Annotated in this window: 16 protein-coding genes; 6 read left to right on the top strand and 10 right to left on the bottom strand. The window is 72.4% G+C overall.

What is annotated here, in order from left to right:
• The first annotated feature begins 163 nt into the window (after positions 1-163).
• Positions 164-829, top strand: coding sequence for an HAD family hydrolase (locus tag ACWCQK_RS10245; protein WP_451153893.1), 666 nt, complete (start codon positions 164-166; stop codon positions 827-829).
• Between the two features lie 74 nt (positions 830-903).
• On the opposite strand, the gene ACWCQK_RS10240 is transcribed toward ACWCQK_RS10245, so the two are convergent.
• Entirely contained in the window at positions 904-1,470 is a 567-nt protein-coding gene (locus ACWCQK_RS10240) for a DJ-1/PfpI family protein (RefSeq protein WP_451153891.1), read from the bottom strand.
• 598 nt (positions 1,471-2,068) lie between these two features.
• Between ACWCQK_RS10240 and ACWCQK_RS10235 the strand changes: the two genes are divergently transcribed.
• The 3 genes from ACWCQK_RS10235 (at position 2,069) to ACWCQK_RS10225 (ending at position 9,073) form a co-directional block, all read left to right on the top strand.
• Entirely contained in the window at positions 2,069-7,009 is a 4,941-nt protein-coding gene (locus tag ACWCQK_RS10235; protein ID WP_451153889.1) for an NAD-glutamate dehydrogenase, read from the top strand.
• A 143-nt stretch (positions 7,010-7,152) separates the two neighbouring features.
• Complete coding sequence (locus ACWCQK_RS10230; RefSeq protein WP_451153887.1) at positions 7,153-7,623, top strand: GtrA family protein; 471 nt, start codon at positions 7,153-7,155, stop codon at positions 7,621-7,623.
• The gene (locus tag ACWCQK_RS10225) at positions 7,604-9,073 is read left to right on the top strand and encodes a hypothetical protein (RefSeq protein ID WP_451153885.1); all 1,470 of its coding nucleotides are present in this window, start codon (positions 7,604-7,606) and stop codon (positions 9,071-9,073) included. The genes ACWCQK_RS10230 and ACWCQK_RS10225 overlap by 20 nt, the downstream gene beginning before the upstream one ends.
• 17 nt (positions 9,074-9,090) lie before the next feature.
• Here ACWCQK_RS10225 and ACWCQK_RS10220 read toward each other — a convergent pair whose 3' ends face one another.
• The 4 genes from ACWCQK_RS10220 to ACWCQK_RS10205 all read right to left on the bottom strand — a co-directional run bounded on the left by ACWCQK_RS10220 (position 9,091) and on the right by ACWCQK_RS10205 (position 15,033).
• The gene (locus ACWCQK_RS10220) at positions 9,091-10,779 is read right to left on the bottom strand and encodes a glycosyltransferase family 2 protein (protein WP_451153883.1); all 1,689 of its coding nucleotides are present in this window, start codon (positions 10,777-10,779) and stop codon (positions 9,091-9,093) included.
• Complete coding sequence (locus ACWCQK_RS10215) at positions 10,776-12,986, bottom strand: CDP-glycerol glycerophosphotransferase family protein (RefSeq protein WP_451153881.1); 2,211 nt, start codon at positions 12,984-12,986, stop codon at positions 10,776-10,778. Before ACWCQK_RS10215 ends, ACWCQK_RS10220 begins: the two co-directional genes overlap by 4 nt.
• Positions 12,987-13,259: 273 nt before the next feature.
• Positions 13,260-14,126, bottom strand: coding sequence for an ABC transporter ATP-binding protein (locus ACWCQK_RS10210; protein WP_451153879.1), 867 nt, complete (start codon positions 14,124-14,126; stop codon positions 13,260-13,262).
• Entirely contained in the window at positions 14,119-15,033 is a 915-nt protein-coding gene (locus ACWCQK_RS10205) for an ABC transporter permease (RefSeq protein ID WP_451153877.1), read from the bottom strand. The genes ACWCQK_RS10210 and ACWCQK_RS10205 overlap by 8 nt, the downstream gene beginning before the upstream one ends.
• Positions 15,034-15,346: 313 nt before the next feature.
• Between ACWCQK_RS10205 and ACWCQK_RS10200 the strand changes: the two genes are divergently transcribed.
• On the top strand, positions 15,347-15,985 hold the full coding sequence (locus ACWCQK_RS10200) for a TetR/AcrR family transcriptional regulator (protein ID WP_451153875.1): 639 nt from the start codon (positions 15,347-15,349) through the stop codon (positions 15,983-15,985).
• Positions 15,986-16,044: 59 nt separating this feature from the next.
• On the opposite strand, the gene ACWCQK_RS10195 is transcribed toward ACWCQK_RS10200, so the two are convergent.
• The 4 genes from ACWCQK_RS10195 to ACWCQK_RS10180 all read right to left on the bottom strand — a co-directional run bounded on the left by ACWCQK_RS10195 (position 16,045) and on the right by ACWCQK_RS10180 (position 21,041).
• A complete protein-coding gene (locus ACWCQK_RS10195; protein ID WP_451153873.1) occupies positions 16,045-17,067 on the bottom strand; it encodes an ADP-ribosylglycohydrolase family protein in 1,023 nt (340 codons plus the stop codon).
• Between the two features lie 71 nt (positions 17,068-17,138).
• On the bottom strand, positions 17,139-18,131 hold the full coding sequence (galE, locus tag ACWCQK_RS10190; protein ID WP_451153871.1) for a UDP-glucose 4-epimerase GalE: 993 nt from the start codon (positions 18,129-18,131) through the stop codon (positions 17,139-17,141).
• A gap of 64 nt (positions 18,132-18,195) precedes the next feature.
• The gene (locus ACWCQK_RS10185; protein ID WP_451153869.1) at positions 18,196-19,830 is read right to left on the bottom strand and encodes a glycosyltransferase; all 1,635 of its coding nucleotides are present in this window, start codon (positions 19,828-19,830) and stop codon (positions 18,196-18,198) included.
• Positions 19,764-21,041 carry a glycosyltransferase 87 family protein gene (locus ACWCQK_RS10180; RefSeq protein ID WP_451153867.1) on the bottom strand — a complete coding sequence of 426 codons (1,278 nt, stop codon included), beginning with the start codon at positions 21,039-21,041 and terminating at the stop codon, positions 19,764-19,766. The genes ACWCQK_RS10185 and ACWCQK_RS10180 overlap by 67 nt, the downstream gene beginning before the upstream one ends.
• Before the next feature lie 92 nt (positions 21,042-21,133).
• On the opposite strand from ACWCQK_RS10180, the gene ACWCQK_RS10175 reads away from it, so the two are divergent.
• Positions 21,134-22,780 (top strand): glycosyltransferase family 39 protein, encoded by a 1,647-nt coding sequence (locus ACWCQK_RS10175; RefSeq protein ID WP_451153865.1) that lies wholly within the window; start codon positions 21,134-21,136, stop codon positions 22,778-22,780.
• On the opposite strand, the gene ACWCQK_RS10170 is transcribed toward ACWCQK_RS10175, so the two are convergent.
• The gene (locus tag ACWCQK_RS10170) at positions 22,728-23,219 is read right to left on the bottom strand and encodes a MarR family winged helix-turn-helix transcriptional regulator (protein WP_451153863.1); all 492 of its coding nucleotides are present in this window, start codon (positions 23,217-23,219) and stop codon (positions 22,728-22,730) included. The two genes, ACWCQK_RS10175 and ACWCQK_RS10170, sit on opposite strands and share 53 nt — an antisense overlap.
• Positions 23,220-23,299: the final 80 nt, after the last annotated feature.

Below are 23,299 nucleotides of genomic sequence, written 5' to 3'. Positions count from 1 at the left end.
CCTGCGGCCTGCGGCCTGCGGCCTGCGGCCTGCGGCCTGCGGCCTGCGGCCTGCGGCCTGCGGCCTGCGGCCTGCGGCCTGCGGCCTGCGGCCCGTTGCTCCGTCGCCCGGCTGCGACCTGCGGTTCTCTTGAATGTCAGCGGTGGCGGGTAGCTTTTCTGGCATGGGGAAGCACGAAGCTGCGCACATTGTCTGGGACTGGAACGGGACGCTGTTCCACGACAACGAGGCGATCATCGGGGCCACGAACGCCGCGTTCGTCGAGCTGGGCCTCGCACCGATCACGCTGGAGCGGTACCGGTCGCTGTACTGCGTGCCGGTGCCGAAGTTCTACGAGCGGCTGATAGGGCGGCTGCCGACGGACACCGAGTGGGAGGTCATGGACGAGATCTTCCATCGGTACTACAGCGAACACCGGTCGGCCTGCAGTCTCACCGAAGGGGCGGTCGAACTGCTCGCGGGCTGGCGGTCGGCAGGGCAGAGCCAGTCGATCCTGAGCATGTACGGGCACGACGAACTGGTCCCGCTGGTGCGGGGATTCGGGATCGAGCCGCACTTCGTACGGGTCGACGGGCGGGTGGGGCCGTCCGGAGGCAGCAAGGCCGAGCACATGGTGCGTCACCTCGGTGTGCTCGCCGGGGTGGATCCCGCCCGTACGGTGGTGATCGGGGACGCGGCCGACGACGCGGTGGCCGCGCTGCACGCGGGGGCGCGGGCGGTGCTGTACACCGGGGGGTCGCACAGCCGGGCCAGCCTGGAAGCGGTGGGCGTGCCGGTCGTGGACACGCTGGCGGAGGCCGTCGAGGAGGCCCAGCGGCTGGCCGCGTGAGGGTGTCCGCGCGGGGCGCGACGTCCCGGGGGCGTCGCGCCGCACCGGGGTCCGGGGGACGGTGACGGAGTGGGTCAGCTGACCGGTGCCTTCGCGCGCAGCACCTTCAGGAACTCGCGCATCCAGGCCGAGTGGTCCGGCCAGGCGCGGGAGGAGACCAGGGTGCCGTCGACGACGGCCTCGCTGTCCTGGAAGGTGGCGCCGGCGGCCTGCATGTCCAGTTCGAGCGCGGGGTAGGCGGTGACGCGCCGGCCGCGGAGGCCGTCGACCGCCGCGGTGAGCAGCGGGCCGTGGCAGATCTGGGCGACCGGCTTGTCCGTGTCGAAGAACGACTTGAGGATCTTGCGGAGCTCGGGGTCGTTGCGCAGGTACTCGGGGGCGCGGCCGCCGGGGATGACGACGGCGGCGTACTGGCCGGGGTCCACCTCGGAGAAGGCGAGGTCGGCGGGCCAGGTGTAGCCGGGCTTCTCGGTGTACGTGTCGAAACCGGGTTCGAAGTCGTGGACGACGAACTGGAGCTTCTTGCGGGTGGGGGCCGCGATGTCGACGTCGTAGCCTTCTTCGAGGAGGCGCTGGTAGGGGTAGAGGACCTCCAGGGACTCTGCTGCGTCGCCGGTGAGGATGAGGATTTTCGCTGGCATGTCGGGCGGCTCCCCTCGGGCGTGGACTGTCATGGGCAACGTGCCGCGTGCGGGCGGGGTTGCCAAGAGGCGCGGTCGCTTTCAGCGTGCGCGCAGGTGCGGCCGGCGTCGACTTTTCCGCGCCGTCGCCCACCGCGCGGCACCCATTGCACGACATGTCCTCCGCCGCCCCTGTGCAGACTGTCAAAGTTCGCCCCCCTGTTTTGTACACATACGGCTCATGACGGGTCCCCCGTCGGGGGCGATAGCCTTAGTGGCGTGATCAGCGCGATAGCTCGCGGAGGCACTGTTGCCTCTGCCCTGCGCCCGGGCCGCACGGAGTACCTCCGTGACCGGGCGGCGGTCGCTGGTTCTCGCGGGCGGGACGGGGCCTCCAGGGCTCCCAGGACGCCGTACATCTCCCGGGCGAAGACGCGACAGAGAGCAGCGTCACACCCCGTGGACGTGTCGAACATGGCTGATAAACCCCCGCTCATCTCACCTTGCGGCATAGCGTCGGAGCAGACCGGAGACCCCGCGTCGCGGCGTTACGTCGGAAGGCACGAGACCGTACTTCCTTCTACGTCACGCAACGGCGCGCGACAGGAGCCAGAGGACAATGCAGACCAAGCTGGACGAAGCCAAGGCCGAGCTGCTCGGAAGGGCCGCTCGGGTCGCTGAGAACAGCCCGGTCGGGGGGCACCTACCGACTGGGACGACGAGTGAAGGGGCCCCGGACCGGGACTCCGTACTCGCGTTCCTCCAGCGTTACTACCGGCACACCGCTCCGGAGGACCTCTCCGACCGTGACCCGGTCGACGTCTTCGGAGCCGCCTTCTCCCACTACCGGCTGGCGGAGAACCGTCCGCAGGGCACGGCCAACGTCCGGGTGCACACCCCGACGGTCGAGGAGAACGGCTGGACGTGCAGCCACTCCGTCGTCGAGGTCGTCACCGACGACATGCCCTTCCTCGTGGACTCGGTGACCAACGAACTGACCCGGCAGGGGCGCGGCATCCACGCCGTCATCCACCCGCAGGTCGTCGTCCGCCGCGATGTCACCGGCAAGCTCGTCGAGGTGCTCACCGAGCCGCCCGCCGGTGAGCTGCCGCACGACGTGCACGTCGAGTCCTGGATCCACGTCGAGATCGACCGTGAGACGGACCGCGCCGACCTGAAGCAGATCACCGCAGACCTGCTGCGGGTGCTCTCCGACGCCCGCGAGGCCGTCGAGGACTGGGAGAAGATGCGGGACACGGCCATCCGCGTCGCCGACGGTCTCCCGGAGGAGCCCGTGCCCGGTGATCTGGCCCGGCCCGAGGTCGAGGAGGCCCGCGAGCTGCTGCGCTGGCTGGCCGCTGACCACTTCACCTTCCTCGGCTACCGCGAGTACCGGCTGGGCGGGGACGACTCCCTCGCCGCCGTCCCGGGAACGGGCCTCGGCATCCTGCGCTCCGACCCGCAGCACTCCGGGGACGAGAGCCACCCCGTGAGCCCCTCCTTCGAGCGGCTGCCCGCCGACGCCCGCGCCAAGGCCCGCGAGCACAAGCTCCTCGTGCTGACCAAGGCCAACAGCCGGTCCACCGTGCACCGGCCGTCGTACCTCGACTACGTGGGCGTGAAGCGGTTCGACGCGGACGGCAACGTCGTCGGTGAGCGACGGTTCCTGGGGCTGTTCTCCTCCGCCGCCTACACCGAGTCCGTGCAGCGCGTGCCGGTCATCCGGCGCAAGGTCGACGAGGTCCTGCGGCGGGCGGGCTTCTCGCCCAACAGCCACGACGGGCGCGACCTGCTCCAGATCCTGGAGACCTACCCGCGCGACGAGCTCTTCCAGACCCCGGTCGACGAGCTCCAGTCCATCGTCACGTCGGTGCTGTACCTCCAGGAGCGGCGCCGGCTGCGGCTGTACCTGCGCCAGGACGAGTACGGCCGCTACTACTCCGCTCTCGTCTACCTGCCCCGCGACCGCTACACCACCGGTGTCCGGCTGCGGATCATCGACATCCTCAAGGAGGAGCTCGGCGGTATCAGCGTCGACTTCACCGCCTGGAACACCGAGTCGATCCTGTCCCGGCTGCACTTCGTCGTGCGGGTCCCGCAGGGCACCGAGCTGCCGCAGCTCAGCGACACCGACAAGGACCGCATCGAGGCCCGTCTGGTGGAGGCCGCGCGGTCCTGGGCCGACGCGTTCGGCGAGGCGCTGAACGCCGAGTGCGGCGAGGAGCGCGCCGCCGAGCTGCTGCGCCGCTACAGCGGTGCCTTCCCCGAGGGCTACAAGGCCGACCACACCCCGCGGGCCGCGGTCGCCGACCTCGTCCACCTCGAACGTCTCACCGAGGAAGCGGGCAACGACTTCGCGCTCAGTCTGTACGAGCCGGTGGGCGCCGCCCCCGACGAGCGCCGCTTCAAGATCTACCGCAAGGGCGCCGCCATCTCCCTGTCCGCCGTGCTGCCGGTCCTCAACCGGCTCGGCGTCGAGGTGATCGACGAGCGGCCGTACGAGCTGCGCTGCTCGGACCGCGCCCTCGCCTGGATCTACGACTTCGGCCTGCGGATCCCCAAGTCGCTGGGCGGCGGCAACGGCGACTACCTCGGTGACGACGGCCGTGAGCGCTTCCAGGAGGCGTTCGAGGCCACCTGGACCGGCAAGGCGGAGAACGACGGCTTCAACGCCCTCGTGCTCAGCGCCGGGCTGACCTGGCGGCAGGCGACGGTGCTGCGGGCGTACGCGAAGTACCTGCGGCAGGCCGGTTCGACCTTCAGCCAGGACTACATGGAGGACACCCTCCGTAACAACGTCCACACCACTCGCCTGCTCGTCTCCCTGTTCGAGGCGCGGATGTCGCCCGAGCGGCAGCGGGCCGGTCTGGAGATCGTCGACGCGCTCCTGGAGGAGCTCGACGCAGCGCTCGACCAGGTCGCGTCGCTCGACGAGGACCGGATCCTGCGGTCCTTCCTCACCGTGATCAAGGCGACCCTGCGCACGAACTTCTTCCAGCTGACCGCGTCCGGCAAGCCGCACGACTACGTCTCCATGAAGTTCGACCCGCAGGCGATCCCCGACCTGCCGGCACCGCGCCCGGCGTTCGAGATCTGGGTCCACTCGCCGCGGGTGGAGGGTGTGCACCTGCGCTTCGGCAAGGTCGCGCGCGGCGGTCTGCGCTGGTCCGACCGGCGGGAGGACTTCCGCACCGAGATCCTGGGCCTGGTCAAGGCGCAGATGGTGAAGAACACCGTCATCGTGCCCGTCGGCGCCAAGGGCGGCTTCGTCGCCAAGCAGCTGCCGGACCCGGCCGTGGACCGGGACGCGTGGCTGGCCGAGGGCATCGCCAGCTACCGGACCTTCATCTCGGCGCTGCTGGACATCACCGACAACATGGTGGCCGGCGAGGTCGTGCCCCCGGCGGACGTCGTGCGGCACGACGAGGACGACACCTATCTGGTGGTCGCGGCCGACAAGGGCACGGCGACGTTCTCGGACATCGCCAACGACGTCGCGCAGTCGTACGACTTCTGGCTCGGCGACGCCTTCGCCTCCGGCGGCTCGGCCGGCTACGACCACAAGGCCATGGGCATCACCGCCCGCGGCGCCTGGGAGTCCGTGAAGCGGCACTTCCGGGAGCTGGGCGTGAACACCCAGGTCGAGGACTTCACGGTCGTCGGCATCGGTGACATGTCCGGTGACGTGTTCGGCAACGGCATGCTGCTGAGCGAGCACATCCGGGTGGTCGCCGCCTTCGACCACCGGCACATCTTCATCGACCCGAACCCGGACGCGGCCACCTCCTACGCCGAGCGCCGCCGTCTGTTCGAACTGCCGCGCAGCTCCTGGGCCGACTACGACAGCGGGCTCATCTCCGCCGGTGGCGGCGTCTTCCCGCGTACGGCGAAGTCCATTCCGGTCAACAGCCACATTCGCGAGGCCCTCGGCATCGAGGCCAAGGTCGCCAAGCTGACCCCCGCCGACCTGATGAAGGCGATCCTCCAGGCCCCGGTGGACCTGCTGTGGAACGGCGGCATCGGCACGTACGTCAAGGCGTCCACCGAGAGCCAGGCCGACGTCGGCGACAAGGGCAACGACGCCATCCGCGTCGACGGCCGCGACCTGCGCGTCAAGGTGGTCGGCGAGGGCGGCAACCTGGGCCTGACCCAGCTGGGCCGGATCGAGTTCGCGCTCCAGGGCGGCCGGATCAACACCGACGCCATCGACAACAGCGCCGGCGTGGACACCTCCGACCACGAGGTGAACATCAAGATCCTGCTCAACGGTCTGGTCGCCGAGGGCGACATGACCGTCAAGCAACGCAACAAGCTGCTCGCCGACATGACCGACGAGGTCGGCGCCCTGGTCCTGCGCAACAACTACGCGCAGAACACGGCGATCGCCAACGCCCTGGCCCAGTCCAAGGACATGCTCCACGCGCAGCAGCGCTTCATCCGCCACCTGGTGCGCGAGGGCCACCTCGACCGGGCCCTGGAGTTTCTGCCCACCGACCGCCAGATCCGGGAGCGTCTGGGCTCCGGCCAGGGGCTGACCAGCCCGGAGACGGCCGTCCTGATGGCGTACACGAAGATCACGGTCGCCGAGGAGCTGCTGCACACCTCGCTGCCCGACGACCCGTACCTGCGCAGCCTGCTGCACGCGTACTTCCCGACGGCGCTGCGCCAGCAGTTCGGCGAGTATGTCGACAAGCACCCGCTGCGCCGGGAGATCACCACGACCGTCCTGGTCAACGACACGGTCAACACGGGCGGTACGACCTATCTGCACCGGCTGCGCGAGGAGACCGGCGCGTCGCTGGAGGAGATCGTGCGCGCGCAGACCGCGGCCCGCGCGATCTTCAGCTCGGCCTCGGTGTGGGACGCGGTCGAGGCGCTGGACAACAGCGTCGACGCCGACGTCCAGACCCGGATCCGGCTGCACTCGCGCCGGCTGGTCGAGCGTGGCACGCGCTGGCTGCTCAACAACCGGCCGCAGCCGCTGCAACTCGCCGAGACGGTCGACTTCTTCGCCGAGCGTGTCGAGCAGGTCTGGCAGCAGCTGCCGAAGCTGCTGCGCGGTGCGGACCTGGAGTGGTACCAGCACATCTACGAGGAGCTGACGGGCGCGGGCGTCCCGGACGAACTGGCCACGCGGGTGGCCGGGTTCTCCTCCGCCTTCCCGACGCTCGACGTGGTCTCGGTGGCCGACCGCATGGGCAAGGAGCCGCTGGACGTCGCCGACGTGTACTACGACCTCGCCGACCGTCTGCGGATCACCCAGCTCATGGACCGCATCATCGAGCTGCCGCGTGCCGACCGCTGGCAGTCCATGGCCCGCGCCTCCATCCGCGAGGACCTCTACGCGGCTCACGCGGCCCTGACCGCGGACGTCCTCGCCGCGGGCAACGGCACGTCGACCCCCGAGCAGCGCTTCAAGGCCTGGGAGGAGAAGAACGCGCCGATCCTGGGCCGGGCGCGCACGACGCTGGAGGAGATCCAGGGGTCGGACACGTTCGACCTGGCCAACCTGTCGGTGGCGATGCGGACGATGCGGACGCTGCTGCGGGCGCATTCGTAAGCCGCATCCGTAGGACGTAGTCACATCGGTCGACGAGGGGCGCCCCGAACCATAGTGGTTCGGGGCGCCCCTCGTCGTGCAGAGGGTTGTGCGAAGAATTACCTTTTACGGTTAATCGGGATGATTCGGTTAAAGTGTCGCGCGTGACTGTGAATCTGTCCGACGGGCGGGTGGCGGCGCTCGTCGTCCCCGCCCTGCCGGCGAGGAGTGTCGTCTTCGAGGTCGCGAGGTTCGCGGTCGTCGGCGGTAGCGGTGTGCTGGTCAACTTCGTGGTGTTCAACTTGCTGCTGAGCGGCCTGGGGCAGCCGGCGACGGCGGCGACGGTGCTGGCCGGCGTCCTGGCCATGAGCGCCAACTACCTCGGCTTCCGCTACTTCGCCTACCGGGACCGCGCGTCCCGGACCCGGCGGCAGATCGCGCTGTTCTTCGTCCTCAGCGGCCTCGGCGTCGGCCTGGAGAGCGGTCTGTTCTACGCCGGCTGTCACGGCCTCGGGCTGAACGGCCCGCTCGACTCCAACATCGTCAAGGCCGTCTCGCTGGTCCTGGCCTCCGCGTTCCGTTTCCTCGTCTACCGCGCCTGGGTGTTCCAGCGGGATGCGCGGCACGCCGCATAGGGCGACGGCCGCCGTCGTCCCGGCGGCCGCCGCGCTCGTGCTGGTCCTCATGCTGCTGGTGATCGTCCGTCTGCCGTGGGCGGGCGATCTCGGCATGCACGCGGCGACCGTCGAACGGCTGCGCCACAACCTGGTCGACCCGGGCAACCCCCTGGTCGACGCGGACACGCCGAGCCCGTACTACTCCCCGTGGATGCTGCTGCTGGGGGGCGTCGCGCGGGTGACGGGACTGTCGGTCTTCGTCGTCCTGCGCCTCGCGGCGGTCGTCGGGCTCGCGCTGCTCGCCACCGGGATCCGGCGGTACGTACGGACGCTGAGCCGGCATCCCATGGCGCCGGCGCTGGTACTGCTGTGCCTGCTGTTTCTGTGGGGCACGACGCTGTTCGAGTGGAGCGGGTTCCTCGGTCTCAACTCGCTCGCGCTGACCGTGTCGTATCCGAGCGTGTTCGCGCTGGGGCTCGCCTTCCACTTCTGGGCGTGGCTGGCGCGGGCGGTGCGGGAACCCGGCGGGTGGGGGGACTTCCTCGGGCTCGGGGTGCTGTGGGCGGTGATCCTGCTCTGCCACCAGTTCTCGGGCGTCGTCGCCTCGCTGGGCGCGCTCGCCACGGTGCTCGCGGCACGGCCCGCGCGTGCGGTGTGGACGCGGCTCGCGGCCGGGCTCGCGCTCGGGGTGGTGGTGCTGTGGCTGTGGCCGTACTACGACTTCTTCGCGCTCTTCGGGGCGGGGGCCGACCTGGAGGCACTGCACCGGCAGCTGTACCGGGACCCGTTCGGGCGGTTCGGGCTGGTGCTGGTGGGGGTGGCGGCGCTGGGGGCGCGGTGGCGGCGGGACCGGTGGGATCCGCTGGTGCTGTTCTTCGCGCTGGGGGTCGTGGTCTGCGCGGGCGGCTGGCTGAGCGGGCACTACTCGTGGGGGCGGGCGCTGCCCGCCGTACTGATCCCGGCGCAGGCCGCCGCCGCGCTGGAGGTGGTCGCGGCCGGGCGGCGCGGTGCGCGGGTGGCGTGGGCGTGTGTGCTCGGGACGGCGCTGGTGGTGGGGGCGTGGACCCAGGCGGGGACGCTCGGGTACGTGTTCGGACGGGGGCGGCTGCCGGAGGCGGTCGCGGCGAAGTACCGGGACCCCTGGGTGGGCTACAAGTGGATCACTCCGTGGGTGAGGTACGGCGATGTGGTGCTGGCGCGGACGGCCGCGGCGCGGCAGATCCCGGCGTACGGGCCGTACACCGTGGCCCCCGGCTACCCCGATTTCTTCCTTCCCGACGAGGACCGGCGGGCGGCCGCGGTGCGCAGCTACTTCGCGCCGGGGACCGCGCGGGGGGTGCGGCGCGACATCGAGACGACGTACGGCGTGCGGTGGGTGGTGAGCCGGGGGACGCTGCGGGACGCCGGAGGGCTGCGGCTGGTGGCCCGGGGACCGGGCGGTCAGCTGCTGTACGCCGTCGTGCGATGAGAGGCGCCCTCCCGCGGCTATTTGAGCGCGCTGCGGACCAGCCGGACCGCTCGGCGCACCTTCGGCCGGGCCACCCGGCGCGCCAGCGGTCGTACGACCCTCGCCGTCACGCCCACCGGGCGCCAGCGGATCTGGAGGCGGCCCGGACCGCGGCCCTCCGGTTCCACCGTCACCTCGTGGGGTGACAGGCCGGAGCGGTAGCCGACGTGAGCGGCGACGGCGGGGAAGTCGAGCGGGGCCAGCAGGAGGGCGGTGTGCGGCAGGCCCTGCTGTTCGAGGCGGAGCAGCGGGTGGCGTACGCCCTCGAAGCCCCGTAGCGGCAGCGGGGCCGCCGCGAGGTCGAGGCGGACCTGCCCCTCGAAGACGCCGGGGCGGACCGGGAGCAGGCGGAAGGGCACCGTGAGGCGCTCGCCGGGCGCGATGAGGAGGCAGGCGCGCTGCGGGCCGACCGCCAGCCGCAGCCCCGGGTCGTAGGTGCGTACGGTCAGGCCGAGCGAGGCGCCAGGACCCGGTGTCAGCTCGGTGATCTCGTGGCGGAACTGCGCGCTCGGGAAGGGCCGCGTGTCCAGCTCCAGGTCCGAGACCTCCAGTTCGCGGCGGGCGTCCGCGGAGTCCGGGACCGACTCGCCCCAGTAGGTACGGCCCTGGGCGTCCGCCGTCACCGTCCTCGGGGCCACCCCGTGGCCCAGGCCCCGTGCGGCGAGCCGGGCCCGCTTCACCCGGCCCTCGCGGATCAGCTGGAGGACCACGCGCTCCGCGCGCGGCAGCCGGGCGTACGCGCCCGGTGCCAGCGTCGCCAGGTACGGGTTCACGATCTCCGCGAACGCGCTCAGCCATTCCTCGTCGCGGTAGGGCAGGTCACCGGCGTACATGCGGAAGTCGTGCTTGAGGAACTTGTAGTCCTTGTCCTCCCGCAGCGACTCGTGCCCGCTCTCGGCCAGGAAGGCGTCGATCAGCCGCTGCACGTGGACGCGGTCGGCGACGTTGCCGAGCTTGTGCCGCTGATTGGAGATCGACCGGGACTCCGAGTCCGCGTACGGCTCGATGTACCAGCGGTAGACCGGCTCGGGGATGACGGTGAACTCCTTGGCCAGGCAGTACGCCATGGCCGTGAACAGCTGGTCCTCGTAGTGGATGCCCTCGGGGAAGCGCAGCCCGTGCCGGTCGAGGAACGCCCGCGCGTACATCTTGCTCGTCGACAGGTGTTCGAACAGCAGCCGGGGATCGGCCTCGATGCCCTCCACCGTGCGGCGCTCGGCGACCAGATGCGGCATCCAGGTGGAGCGGCGCCCGGTGTCCGCGCGCACCCGCTGCACCGCGCCCATCGCGAAGTCGACCTCACGCTCGCGGTGGGCGGCCAGCAACAACTCGACCGCGTCGGCGGGGAGTTCGTCGTCGCTGTCCAGGAACATCAGGTACGGCGCCCGGGCGATCTCCAGCGCGCGGTTGCGCGGGGCGCTGCACCCGCCGCTGTTCTCCGGCAGCCGCAGATGCAGGACGCGCGGGTCCTCGGCCGCCAGCCGCCGGGCCACTTCCGGGGTGTCGTCGGTCGAGTGGTCGTCGCTGATGATGATCTCGATGTCGGCGTGCGTCTGGCGGCGCACCGAGGCGACCGCGCGCGGCAGACGTTCGGCGTCGTTGTAGACGATCACCGTGACCGTGACGTCGGGGGCGGCCTCACGGGTGGCGGCCTCGGGCGTACTCATCGGGCGCTCGCCTCCTCGGGGGTCGGGGCCGGGGTCCGTTCGTCGACGGGGACCGGCCGGGGCAGCGACTTCTCGTTCTCGCCGAGGAAGACCCGGCGTACGACCCGCTCGGCGGCGCGTCCGTCGTCGTACTCGCAGAACCGGCGTCGGAACGCGGCCCGCGCCTTCGCCGCGCCCTCGTCGCGCCAGGCGCCCGAGGCGAAGATCTCGGCCAGTTCCTCCTGGGTGCGGGCCACCGGGCCCGGCGCCTCGGCCATCAGGTCGAAGTAGACGCCCCGGGTCGTCGCGTACGTCTCCCAGTCGTCGGCGTAGACCACGATCGGGCGGTCGAGGTTGGCGTAGTCGAACATGATGGACGAGTAGTCCGTGACCAGCGCGTCGGCGGCGAGGGCGAGCTCCTCGACCGGGTCCCAGGCGGAGACGTCGATGAGCCTGCCCGTGCGGCGCAGGCCCGCCAGGGGGGACGCCGAACCGCCGTAGAAGTAGTGGCCGCGGACGAGCAGGACGGTGTTCTCGCCCAGGCGGTCGGCGAGGGCGGCGAGGTCCAGGCGCGGGGTCCAGCCGGCCTCGTAGTCGCGGTGGGTGGGGGCGTAGAGGACGGCCCGCCGGCCGGGGGCGATGCCCAGGCGTTCACGGACGGCGAGGACGTCGGCCGCGGTGGCGGTGTAGTAGACGTCGTTGCGCGGATAGCCGTGGTCCAGGGAGACGAAGCGGGACGGGTAGGCGCGCTCCCACATCCGGGTGGAGTGGCTGTTGGCGGAGACGCTGTAGTCCCACTTGTCGACGCGGGCCAGCAGCGCGGCGAAGTTCATGCCCTTGGCGGCGGCCGGGAAGCGCATCTGGTCCAGGCCCATGCGCTTGAGGGGGGTGCCGTGGTGGGTCTGGAGATGGATCGCGTCCGGGCGCTTGACCACCGCGTCGGCGAAGTTGACGTTGTTGACCAGGTACTTGGCCGTCGCCACGACCTCCCAGTACCGGCGGGTGCCGGGGACGACGTGGTCCGTGCCGGGCGGCAGGAGCGCCACGTGGTCCGCCGAGACCACCCACACCGGGTGGACGCGCGGGGCGAGCTCGGCGAGCTTGGCGGCGATCGCGGCCGGGTTGCAGGAGACCCCGCGGTTCCAGTAGGCGGAGAAGACGGCCAGCTCGGGGTCGACCGGGCGGCCCAGCGCCCTGCGGTACTGGTGGTCGCGGAGCTTCGCCGCGAACCTGCGCCTGCGGGTCCGCACCGCCGTCCTGGCCGTGCGGCGGGTCCGGTTGGCGGCCTGGAAGGCGCGGTACCTGGTGTAGGCGCCCTCTTCGAGCAGGGTGCGGCGGACGCCTTCGAGGCCGGCCGGGCGGCGGTGGTTCTCCGGGCGGCGGCGGACCGCCGCGAGCGACGCCCGGCGGAAGAACTCCCGCGCCACCGCGTCCGGCATCGCCGAGCGGGCGAACGTGCGCAGGCAGTCCTGGACCATCGTCTCGTACAGCACGGCGTGGGGGCCGGGGCGGGCCCGCGTGGTGCGGGCCAGGAGTGTCTCGTAGCGGTCGATCAGGCTGTAGCGGTCCTCCGGGGTGATCCGCGGGAGGCTCTCCGGGCGCACCTGGCGGTGCTCGTAGGCGACGTGCGCGAGACAGGCGACGCGTTCGGCGTGCAGGAGGGTGGCGTACGCGGCGAACGGCTCGTCGGCCGTGCCGAGGTCCTCCTCGTGCGCCCGCCAGAAGGCGGTGCGGATCGCGCGGTTGCCGAGGAGCGGGGTCAGACGCAGGAGGTGCGGGGCGTCGTCCAGGGTGACGGCGGTCCGGCCCGCGCGGGCCAGCAGGCGGCCGTCGGGCGAGGGCTTCCCGCTGGTCCGCCAGGTGGAGCGGACGTGGTCGAAGAGCAGGACGTCCACCGTCTCCGGCAACTCGGCCAGTTCGGCGGCGCGCTCGGCGACGGTGTGCGGGGCGTCGGCCGGCAGTCCGTCCCCGGCGCGGACGAAGTGCAGCCAGCGGCCGGACGCCCGCGCGGCTCCGGCGGCCCGGGCCTCGGCGTCCCGCGTACCGGCGGGCAGGGGCAGCACCGTGAGCTCGGACGCGTGCCCTTCGGCGGTCTCACGGGCCCAGTCGCCGACCGCGGCGACGATCACCTCGACGGACGGGAGCGGGTGGGCGGCCAGGCCGTCGAGGAGGGCGGACAGGTTCCCCTGGGTGTTGGGTCCGTGGACGATGACGCTGAGCTCGGGCATCGCGGTGGACTCCTTCGCGTGGTGACGTCGCGTGGTGACGTCTCGTCGTCGTCCGCCTTGTCGTCGGCTGGGCGCACCCTTCTGGTCATAGTGGCACTGATCGGATAAAAGGGGTCGGTGTGGTTGGGCCGGTGGTGTGGGGGAGGGGCGGGGCCCGGTGAGCCGGGGCCGGGCCCCCGCCGGGTGCGGCTCAGGACTTGTCGGGGCCGGGCCCCGCGCCGGGTGAGGCTCAGGACTTCCGGGTGGCGCTCAGGGCTGCTTGCCGGGTGGCGCTCAGGACGGGAGGGCGGCCTTGTCCCGCTGCGGGTTCGGGCGGGTCTCCCGCAACGGCCGGGGCGCCTCGCCCTTGCCGCCGGTGAAGGCGTCGTACGCGTTCATGACCTCGTCCGTCGGACCGTCCATGAGCAGCTCGCCGCGTTCCAGCCACAGGACGCGGTCGCAGGTGTCGCGGATCGACTTGCTGCTGTGGGTGACGAGGAAGACCGTGCCCGCCTTCTGGCGCAGCTCGCGGATGCGTTCCTCGGAGCGCCGCTGGAAGGTGCGGTCGCCCGTGGCCAGCGCCTCGTCGATGAGCAGGACGTCGTGGTCCTTGGCGGCGGCGATGGAGAAGCGCAACCGGGCGGACATGCCGGAGGAGTACGTCCGCATCGGCAGCGTGATGAAGTCGCCCTTGTCGTTGATGCCGGAGAAGTCGACGATCTGCTGGTAGCGCTCCTTGACCTGTTCCCTGGACATGCCCATGGCCAGGCCGCCGAGGTAGACGTTGCGCTCGCCGGTCAGGTCGCCCATCAGGGCCGCGTTGACGCCGAGGAGGGAGGGCTGGCCGTCGGTGTAGATCTTGCCGCGCTCCACCGGGAGCAGGCCCGCGACCGCCTTGAGCAGCGTGGACTTGCCGGAGCCGTTGGTGCCGATCAGGCCGATCGCCTCGCCCCTGTAGGCGGTGAACGACACCTCCTTCACCGCGTGCACCTTGCGGACGCCCGCCGCCTTCTCGGTCTTGCCGCGGCGCACGATGCGGTTGAGGGCGGCGGTCGCGGAGCCGCGGCCGGCTCCGGTGCCGTTGACCCGGTAGACGATGTCGACGTGGTCGGCGACGACGGTGGGGATGCGCTCGTGCGTCGAGCTCTGGTTCTCAGCCACGGCCGTACGTCTCCTCAGCCTTCCAGAAGTAGATGAAGCCGCCGACCCCGGCGAGCAGCGCCCAGCCGGTCGCGACCAACCACACGTGCGGCGGCAGCTGGCTCGCGTGGAAGCTGTCGATCAGCGCGAAGCGCATCAGGTCGATGTAGACGGCCGCCGGATTGCACTGGAGTGCCGTCATCGCCCAGTGGGGCAGATCGTCGTGGCTGAGCACCTTGTCGATGCTCCACATCACGCCGGAGACGTACATCCAGGTGCGCAGAACGAACGGCATCAGCTGGGCGATGTCCGGCGTCTCCGCGCCCAGGCGGGCCATGACCATCGAGACACCGGTGTTGAACGTGAACTGCAGCACCAGGGCGGGCAGCACCAGCAGCCAGGACACGGTGACGGGCACACCGAAGCAGAGCAGGATGACGATCAGCGCGATCATCGAGAACAGCAGCTGCTGGAGCTGCTGGAGGCAGAAGGAGATCGGCAGCGCGGCCCGCGGGAAGTGCAGGGCCCGCACGAGGCCGATGTTGCCGGAGATCGCCCGGGTGCCCGCCATGATCGAGCTCTGGGTGAACGTCCAGACGAACACGCCCGTGACCAGGAACGGCACGAAGTCCGGTACGCCATGGGAGGTGCCCAGCAGCATGCCGAAGATGAAGTAGTAGACCGCCGCGTTCAGCAGGGGGTTCATCACCTGCCAGAGCTGGCCCAGCTTCGCCTGGCTGTACTGGGCGGTGAGCTTGGCGGTGGCGAAGGCGGTGATGAAGTGGCGGCGCGCCCACAGCTGGCGGATGTACGCGGGCAGTGAGGGGCGGGCACCGCTGACCGCGAGGCCGTGGCGGGCGGCCAGGGTCGCGAGGTCGTCTTCGGCCGGGGCCGGGGTGGAGGGCGGTGTGTGGAGGACCTGGCTCACATCCGCTGCTTTCGTTCGGGGGGAGGGGTGCGTGCGTCCGGCGGTGGGGCCGGGCCCGTCGCCCGGGATTTTCTTACGTTTTTCTTTACGTTTTCTCACGTCGGGACGGGACCGTATCGTCGCAACGCGAGCGTAGGCCGAGGTGGCGTCGGAACGCAACCGTTTCGTCGTGACGGACTTCGCGGGGACGAGACCGTATCGACGCAAGGACGAGACCGTTCCGTCGTGCGGACGGGACGGTTCCGTCGCCGGAACAAGGCCGTCGCGTCGCCACGCTTTGCGTGGGGACGGCACCGTATCGTCGTAACGCCCTATGCTGGACCGCATGACGACGAACGCCGACGGGCCCCAGACGCGTCCGCGCCGCCGCCCCCCCGCGGGAGCCGCCGTGCTCCGCGAGGATGTGACGGAAGCCATCCGAGCGGCCGTCTTCGAGGAGCTCGCGGCCGTCGGCTACGCGCGGATGTCGATAGAGGGCATCGCGCGCCGGGCGGGTGTCGGCAAGACGGCGGTGTACCGCCGCTGGCGCTCCAAGCTGCACCTCGTCCTCGACGTCGTCTCGGCGATCGCCGTGCAGGGCCTGCCCGCCCCGGACACCGGCTCCCTGGAGGGAGACCTGCGGCTGCTGTACGAGGTGACCTCCCGCGCGCTGCGCCACCCCGTGGCCTCGCAGATCATCCCGGACCTCCAGGCCGAGGCGGCCCGCAACCCCGAGATCGCCGAGGCCATGCAGAACGCCCTGCGCGAGGGGCAGGAGGGCGTCGCCAGCGGGATCGTCGCGGCGGCGGAACGGCGTGGTGAGGTCCGGGTGGGCATCGACGAGGAGCTCGCGCTCGACCTGATCTCCGGTCCCCTCTACTGGCGCTCGGTGGTGATCCGCAGCCCGAAGCTCCCGAAGGGATACCTGGGGGCTCTGGCACGAGCGACCACGGCGGCACTCAAGGCGCTGTGACCGCGGATCCCGTACGAGCGGAGCGGTGACCGCCGAGCCGACCCCCTCCCCGAAGGGCCCTACTCGCCGCCGAGCTTCGCTCCCGGCCGCACCAGCCGCCGGGCGAGCCCGACCAGTTCCTCCACCCGCAGCACCCGCTCCCCGAACCCGGGCAGCGGCACGTGCAGCGGCCGCGTCCACCGCTCGGGGACGGCGCCGGCGCCGTACACCGCCCCGGCGAGCCCGCCCGTCACCGCGGCGACGGTGTCCGTGTCCCCGCCGAGGTCGATCGCGGCCCGTACGGCGTCCTCGTAGGAGGACGTGGTGCGCAGGGCCCAGACGGCGGAGCCGAGGCAGGGCCAGACGGCGCCGTTGAACTCCGTGGCGTCGTCCGGGTGCCAGCCGGGGGCGAGGACGACGGCGTAACGGTCCCGGTGGTCGGGGTGGACGGCTTCCAGGGTCGGCGCCACGGCGGTGAGGGGGTCGTGCCCGGCCAGCGCGACCCGGACCAGTTCGTGGAAGACGGCCGTGCCCTCCCAGGCCGCCCGGTCCCCGTGGGTGAGCGCGGCCAGCCGCCGGGCGGCGTCCATGGTGGCCGTCCGCCCCCGGTCCGCGAAGTGCACGGCGGAGGGCGCGGCCCGCATCAACGCGCCGTTCCCCGCACCGCGCCGGCTGACCTGGAAATGCAGCGCGGCGGCCGTGTCCCACGGGTCGCCGCCGCCCAGTACCGCCTCCGTCTGGAGCCCGATGTCCTTCGGCTCGGCCAGCGCCCACCGCCGGAACCGCGCGAAGACGTCCGCCGGATCCAGTCCGCCGCGCTCCAGCAGGGACTCGGCGACGAGTACGGCCATCTGCGTGTCGTCGGTCGCCTCGCCCGGGTCCCAGCCGCCGCCCCCGCACATCTCGCCGCCGTGCCCCGGCCGTGCGAACCGCGCCGAGAAGGCTCCCTCGGGCCCGAACTCGAAGGGCGCGCCCAGCGCGTCACCCACGGCGGAACCGACGACGGCCCCGACGGCACGGTCGGTACGCGGATCGGTCCGAGGATCGGCGGACGGTTCCGCCGGCGGTTCGGTGCGCGGAGACGGGTACGGCCGTTCGGTCATCCGGGCAGGGTACGCGGCGGCCCCGCACGCGTGTCCCCCCGCCCGCTCCCGCCCCCGCATCCCTCGCACCCCTACGCGCGTGCCGCCTCCGGGTGGTGGTGTACCCAGCCTGCCCAGGCTGACGTGATCATGTCCTGGACGTCGTGTTTCGCCTTCCAGCCCAGTTCGCGCGCGATGCGGTCGGCGGAGGCGACGACGCGTGCGGGGTCGCCGGGGCGGCGCGGGGTGACCGTGGGGGGACGGTCGTACCCGGTGACCGCGTTGATGCGGTCGATCATCTCGCGCACGGACACGCCCTCGCTGCGGCCGATGTTGAGCGTGAGGTCGCGGCCCGGGGACGCCTGGAGGGCGTGGGCCGCCGCGACGTGGGCCTCGGCCAGGTCGACGACGTGGATGTAGTCCCGGACGCAGGTGCCGTCCGGGGTGGGGTAGTCGTCGCCGAAGATGCGCGGGGCCGCGTTCTCCGTGAGCTTCTCGAAGACCATGGGGACGAGGTTGTAGACGCCCACGTCGGCGAGTTCGGGGTCGGCCGCGCCCGCCACGTTGAAGTAGCGCAGCGAGGCCGTGGACAGGCCGGTCGCCCGGCCGGTGGCCCGGACCAGCCACTCGCCGGCCAGCTTCGTCTCGCCGTACGGCGACATGGGCACGCACGGGGTCTCCTCCGTCACCAGGGCGCCGCCGCCCGTGGCGTCGGGCATGCCGTACACGGCGGCGGAGGAGGAGAAGACGAAGGAGGGGACCCGGGCCGCGGTGACCGCCGCCAGCAGGACGCGCAGGCCCTCCACGTTCTCGCGGTAGTAGTGCAGGGGGAGGTCCATCGACTCGCCCACCTGCTTCTTCGCCGCCAGGTGCACCACACCGGTGACGTGGTGGGCGTCCAGGGTGCGCGCCAGCAGCGCTTCGTCCAGGGTCGAGCCGGTGACCAGCGGCACCCCGTCCGGCACGCGTTCGGCGATGCCGGTGGACAGGTCGTCGTACACGACGGCTCTCTCGCCCGCCTCGGTCATCGCCCGGACGACGTGTGCGCCGATGTAGCCGGCGCCGCCGGTGATCAGCCAGGTCATGTGCGGCCGTCCCCTCGTCAGGTGGCCCGTGGGTGCGCGCGCTCGCGTGGGCCGTGTGCGGCTTTCAGTCAAGCAGGCGGCGGAGCCTTGCGCGGACGACCGCGGCGACTCCCCGTGCTCCGGGTGCCACGCGCAGGGCCAGGGCGCCGGAGTGGGTGGCGTACGGCTGTACGAGGACCACGCCGTGACGGACGCTGGGCACGGCGTGACGGCGGGGCGGGCCGGCGGAGGTGTCGGCGTGGGCCGTCACCTCGCGGTGCGAACCGTCGGCGAACAGCACGCGCAGGCGCAGGTCCCAGGTGCTCGCGCCGTACGCCCCGAGTGCCGCCAGGTCCACGGCGGTGTCGGCGGTCCAGGTGCCGTTCGGGGCGGCGGCGAGGGCGACGGTACGGCGCGCGGGGACGGGCGCCCCGGCCCGCGCGGCCCCCGCGCGCATCGCGTCCTGGCGCGGCCGCCACTCCACCTCCGCCGCCTCGGGGCCCGCGCCCGCCATCCGGCCGTACAGCTCGTGCAGGCGCAGCCGCAGCAGGGTGCCCCGCGCGCGCGGGCGCAGCAGCGCGTCGACGGTGAAGGGGAGGAGGCGGATCGGACGGGTCAGCAGGGATTCCAGGGTGACCTGGGGGAGGTCGGCGGACCAGACGGGGGTGCCGTCGGCCGCGCGCGCGTAGGGCGGCAGCAGCCGGGCGGGGCGGGCGGCGAGCTCCCTGAGCCGGGGCAGGTCACGCGGTTCGGGGGAGGCGAGGACGACCCGCGCGAGGAGCCGGCCGGGCGCGGTCGGGTCGGAGGCCCGGTCGGCGGCGTCGTACTCCGCGAGGTAGGCCCGCGTGTGCGTCCACCACGCGCGCCGGTACTCGCTGTCGCGCAGGCCCAGCTCGCGTGCGTACAGGCGCAGTTCGTGGTCGAGGAACTTGGCGCGCGCCGCCCGCGCGAGGCTCTTCTGCCCGGCGTCCAGCAGGATCTCGTGGGCCGTCCGGCTCGCCGCCGTGCGGGCCCGCCAGTTGTCGGCGTCCGCGCGGTCCAGCGAGATCGACAGCCGCTCGGCGGACCGGCGCACGTGCCAGATGTAGACGCGGTCCGGGACGAGGGCGACGCGGGGGCCGGCGGCGAGCACCCGCGCGGTGAAGACGAAGTCCTCGTAGGGGTGGCGGCCTTCGGGGAAGCGGATGCCGTGCGCGTCGAGGAAAGCGGTGCGGTAGAGCTTGTTGACGCAGAGCGTGTCGTGGACCAGGAGCGGGCGGTGCGCGGGGTGCGCGATCACGGCGCGTGCCGCGTACAGGCGGTGCTGCCAGGGCACTTCGCGTCCCGAGGGCAGCTCCCGGCGTACGCACAGGCCGGCCGCCACCTCGGCGTGGTCCTCGGTCGCCGCGGTGAGCAGCGCGTCCACCGCGCCCGGTGGCAGCAGGTCGTCGCTGTCCAGGAACATCACGTACGGCGCCGTTACCGTGTCAAGGCCGGTGTTGCGCGGGGTGCCGCAGCCACCGCTGTTGACCGTGTGCCGCACGACCCGCAGCCGGGGTTCGGTCGCGGCGAGGCGGGCGAGCAGTTCGGCGCTGCCGTCCGTCGAGCAGTCGTCGACGGCGACGACCTCGTGGACGGCGGGGCCCTGCGCGAGCGCCGAGCGCACCGCGTCGGTCACATGTGCTGCGTCGTCGTGACCGATGACGACGACCGCGACCTGGGGGAGCTGACGGAGGAGCATGAGGTCCAGGTGGCGGAGTCGGCGGAGCGGCCGTCGGGGCGGCCGGAGCGCCACAGACGGACGAAGGACAGGACGGCGGCGGTGGCCAGCAGCCCGTTGCGGACGAGCATCAGCGCGCAGCCGGTCCACGTGGAGGCGATGACGTCGGTGTAGAAGGTGGGGAACACGGCGGTGCTGACCGGGGTGGCCGCCACGATCAGCCAGGCCACCGGACGTTGTGAGGTCCGCCGCGAGGTCAGGCACACGGCGGCCAGGCCGAGCAGCCAGATCATGTACTGCGGGCTGATCACCCGGCTGGTCACGGTGAACAGGAGCAGGGCGCTCAGCGCGGCGTCCAGCGGCGTCGCCTCGGTCCACCGCCTGGCCCGGAACCGCCACAGCAGCAGCAGCCCGAAGGCGGCGGCCGTGAGGGCGAGGCAGACGTGCGCGACGGTGGAGACGTACGGGCCGGTGAACTCCATGGCGCCGTACTGGTAGCGCACTTCGCCCGGCCAGCCGAGGTGGGTGGCGAGGCCGAGGACCGTGCCGCCGAGGGACTCGATCTGTACGCCCCTGCCGCCCTGCTGGCGCAGGAAGGACAGGGCGTTGTCGAAGGAGACGACGAGCGGGACGAGCACCACGCCCGCCGTCACCGCCGCCCATGTCCACGCCGACCGGGTGGGCCGCCCCTTCGCGACCCCCACCAGCACCAGCAGCGGCCACACCTTGACCAGCGCGGCGAGCGCGGCGAACGCCCCGCACACGCGCGTGGAGCGCGACAGCGCCAGCAGCGACACGACGGCGAGCGCGGTCACCTCGACGTCGTAGCGCGCGAGCGGCAGGCGCAGCAGCAGCGGCAGCGCGCCCACCCACAGCCCGGCCCCGAGCAGGCTGCGGCCGGGCCGCAGGCCGGCCCGGGCCAGCGCCACGGTGACGATCGCGTCCGACGCGAGGGTGATGACGACGAACGCCTGGAGGTAGGTGAGCCACGGCAGCAGGCCGGGCGACAGCAGCACCGCGCCGGCTCCCGGCGGGTACTGCCACAGCTTGTCGTGCTCCGGGAAGGCTCCGTGCGAGAGGACGACGTACCAGTGGTGGTACAGCCGCCACACCTCGCGGGCGACGCGGCCGCCGAGCAGCGGCAGGGAGTCGTGGGCGAGCAGCCACAGCATCAGGGCTCGGGTGGCGAGCCAGACGGCGGCGAGCGTGAGGAGGCGGTGGCGACGTGTCATCACAGCGGATCGTAAGCCGCACGAGTGCCGCATATGCTTCGATACGCCGTCAATAGCCAAGAAGCATTGATTAATAGCACAAAATCGGTCACGTGTGGAACGGGAAGCCGAGAGGTACGAGGAGCGGCGCGGCCGGTGTGGTGGCGGTGGCCGTGCCCGCCGCCGTCATGCTCGCGGTCGGTCTGTGGGGCCTGGACCGTGGTGGCGCGTGGCGCGACGAGGCTGTCACGCTCCAGGTCGCCCGGCGTTCGGTGCCGCAGATCTGGCGGCTGCTGCACGGCGTGGACGCGGTGCACGGCCTGTATTACCTGCTCATGCATGTCGTCCTCGGCGTCCGCGCGACCGGCGAGGCCGCCGACGAGGTCGTCGTGCGCCTGCCGTCGGTCGTCGGCGCGGCCGTCGCGGCCGGCCTGGTCGCGGCGCTCGGTGCCCGACTGGCCCGGCCACGGGTCGGCCTCTGGGCCGGACTGCTGTACGCCGTCACCCCGCTGGTCGGCCACTACGCGCAGGAGGGCCGGTCGTACGCGCTGGTCGCGGCCGGGGCGGCCGGGGCGACCCTGTGGCTGACGAAGGCCGTGGCCGGGCGGCCGTGGTGGCCGTACGCGGCCGTCGTCGCGGTCACCTGCCTGCTGCACGAGCTGGCGGTGCTGCTGCTCCTCGCGCACGCGGTGACCCTGGCGCTGTGGCGGGTCCCGCGGCGGGTGTGGGGACGCTGGGCGGCCGCGTCCGGCGCGGTGCTGCTTGTCGTGGCGCCCCTGGTGCTCGTCTCCCGCCGGCAGGCCGCCCAGGTGGCGTGGCTTCCGGTGCCGGGCACGGGGACGGCCGAACGGCTGTTGCGGGAGTTCACCGGGCCGGCGGACGGGGTGTACTGGGCGTGCGTAGGTCTCGCCGTCGTGGCCCTCGCGGCGGGCCGGCGCTCGGAACTCGTGCGGGTGGCGCTGCCGTTGGCGGTGGTGCCGCCGCTGACCCTGATGGCCGTGTCGCAGGTGCGGCCGGTCTACGACGACCGCTACGTGCTGTACGCGCTGGCGGGCGCGCCGCTGCTGGTGGCCGCGGGCGCCGACCGCCTGCTGAGGTCCCTGCCGCGCGCCGCGACACCGGCCGGCGCCCTGGCCGTCACTCTCGCGGGCGTCCTGGCCATCGTCCTCGCCTTCGCCCAGCAGCTGCCGCTGTACCGCCAGGACCGCACCCCCGCGAGCCGCCCGGACAACCTCGCCGCCGTCTCCGCGGTCGCCGCGCGGGAACTGGGTCCGGGGGACCCGGTGGTGTTCCTGCCGTCCATCGGGCGGCGCTCGGCGATGGCCTACCCGAAGGGGTTCCGGCGGGCGCGGGACATCGCGCTGAAGGCGTCCGGGCCGGTGTCCGGGACGCTGTACGGGCGGGAGGTCGGCCCGTCGGTGCTGCGCCAGAGGCTGGACGGCCTCGACCGGCTCTGGGTCGTCGCCGAGTCGTACGCCCTGAGCTCGTCCTGGCGTCCGGACGACCCGGCCGAGCGGCTCAAGCTCGCCGTCGTCACCGAGGACTTCGTCCCGCGCGAGCCCCGGCGGGAGTACGTCCGCACGGGAGTCACCCTGCGCCTCTACGTGCGCCGCGCGTCCCTGCTCGGGCCGCTGCCGGCCCCTGCGCCTCGGGCCGGACCGCTGGGGGTCCCGCGGGCCGGGGTGCGACCGCCCGGGACAAGCGGCCCTACCCGCAGTCCGGCGTCTCCTCCAGCGATGCCGCGTCCAGCGCCGTGGTGAGCCGGTCGAGGCGCTCGTGCAGCTCGAGGATCTCGTCGATCTCGAAGCCGGTGGCGGTGGCGATCCGCTGGGGCACCAGCAGGGCCCGCTCCCGCAGCGCGAGCCCCTGGCCGGTCGGCCGCACCTCCACCGAGCGCTCGTCGCGCGCGCTGCGCTCCCGGGTGACCAGACCGGCCGTCTCCAGCCGCTTGAGCAGCGGGGACAGCGTGCCGGAGTCGAGGCGCAGGTGCTCGCCCAGCTTCTTGACGGGAAGTTCGCCCTCCTCCCACAGGACCAGCATCACGAGGTACTGGGGGTAGGTGAGTCCGAGGTCCTTGAGGATCACGCGGTAGACGCCGTTGAAGGCGCGCGAGGCCGCGTGCAGGGAGAAGCAGATCTGGCGGTCGAGGCGGAGCCAGTTCTCCCCGGCCTCGGTGTGGGGCGTCTGGGTGGGCGTCATGGCTCCAGAATAGCCCTTGCGAGTCATTCAGTTGTGCACAACTGAGTTGTGTGCTCTACTTGTGGTCGTGAGGGCGGCCG

The sequence above is a fragment of the Streptomyces sp. NPDC002306 genome (genome assembly GCF_053593435.1).
This window is presented reverse-complemented; position numbering and strand designations above follow the sequence as displayed.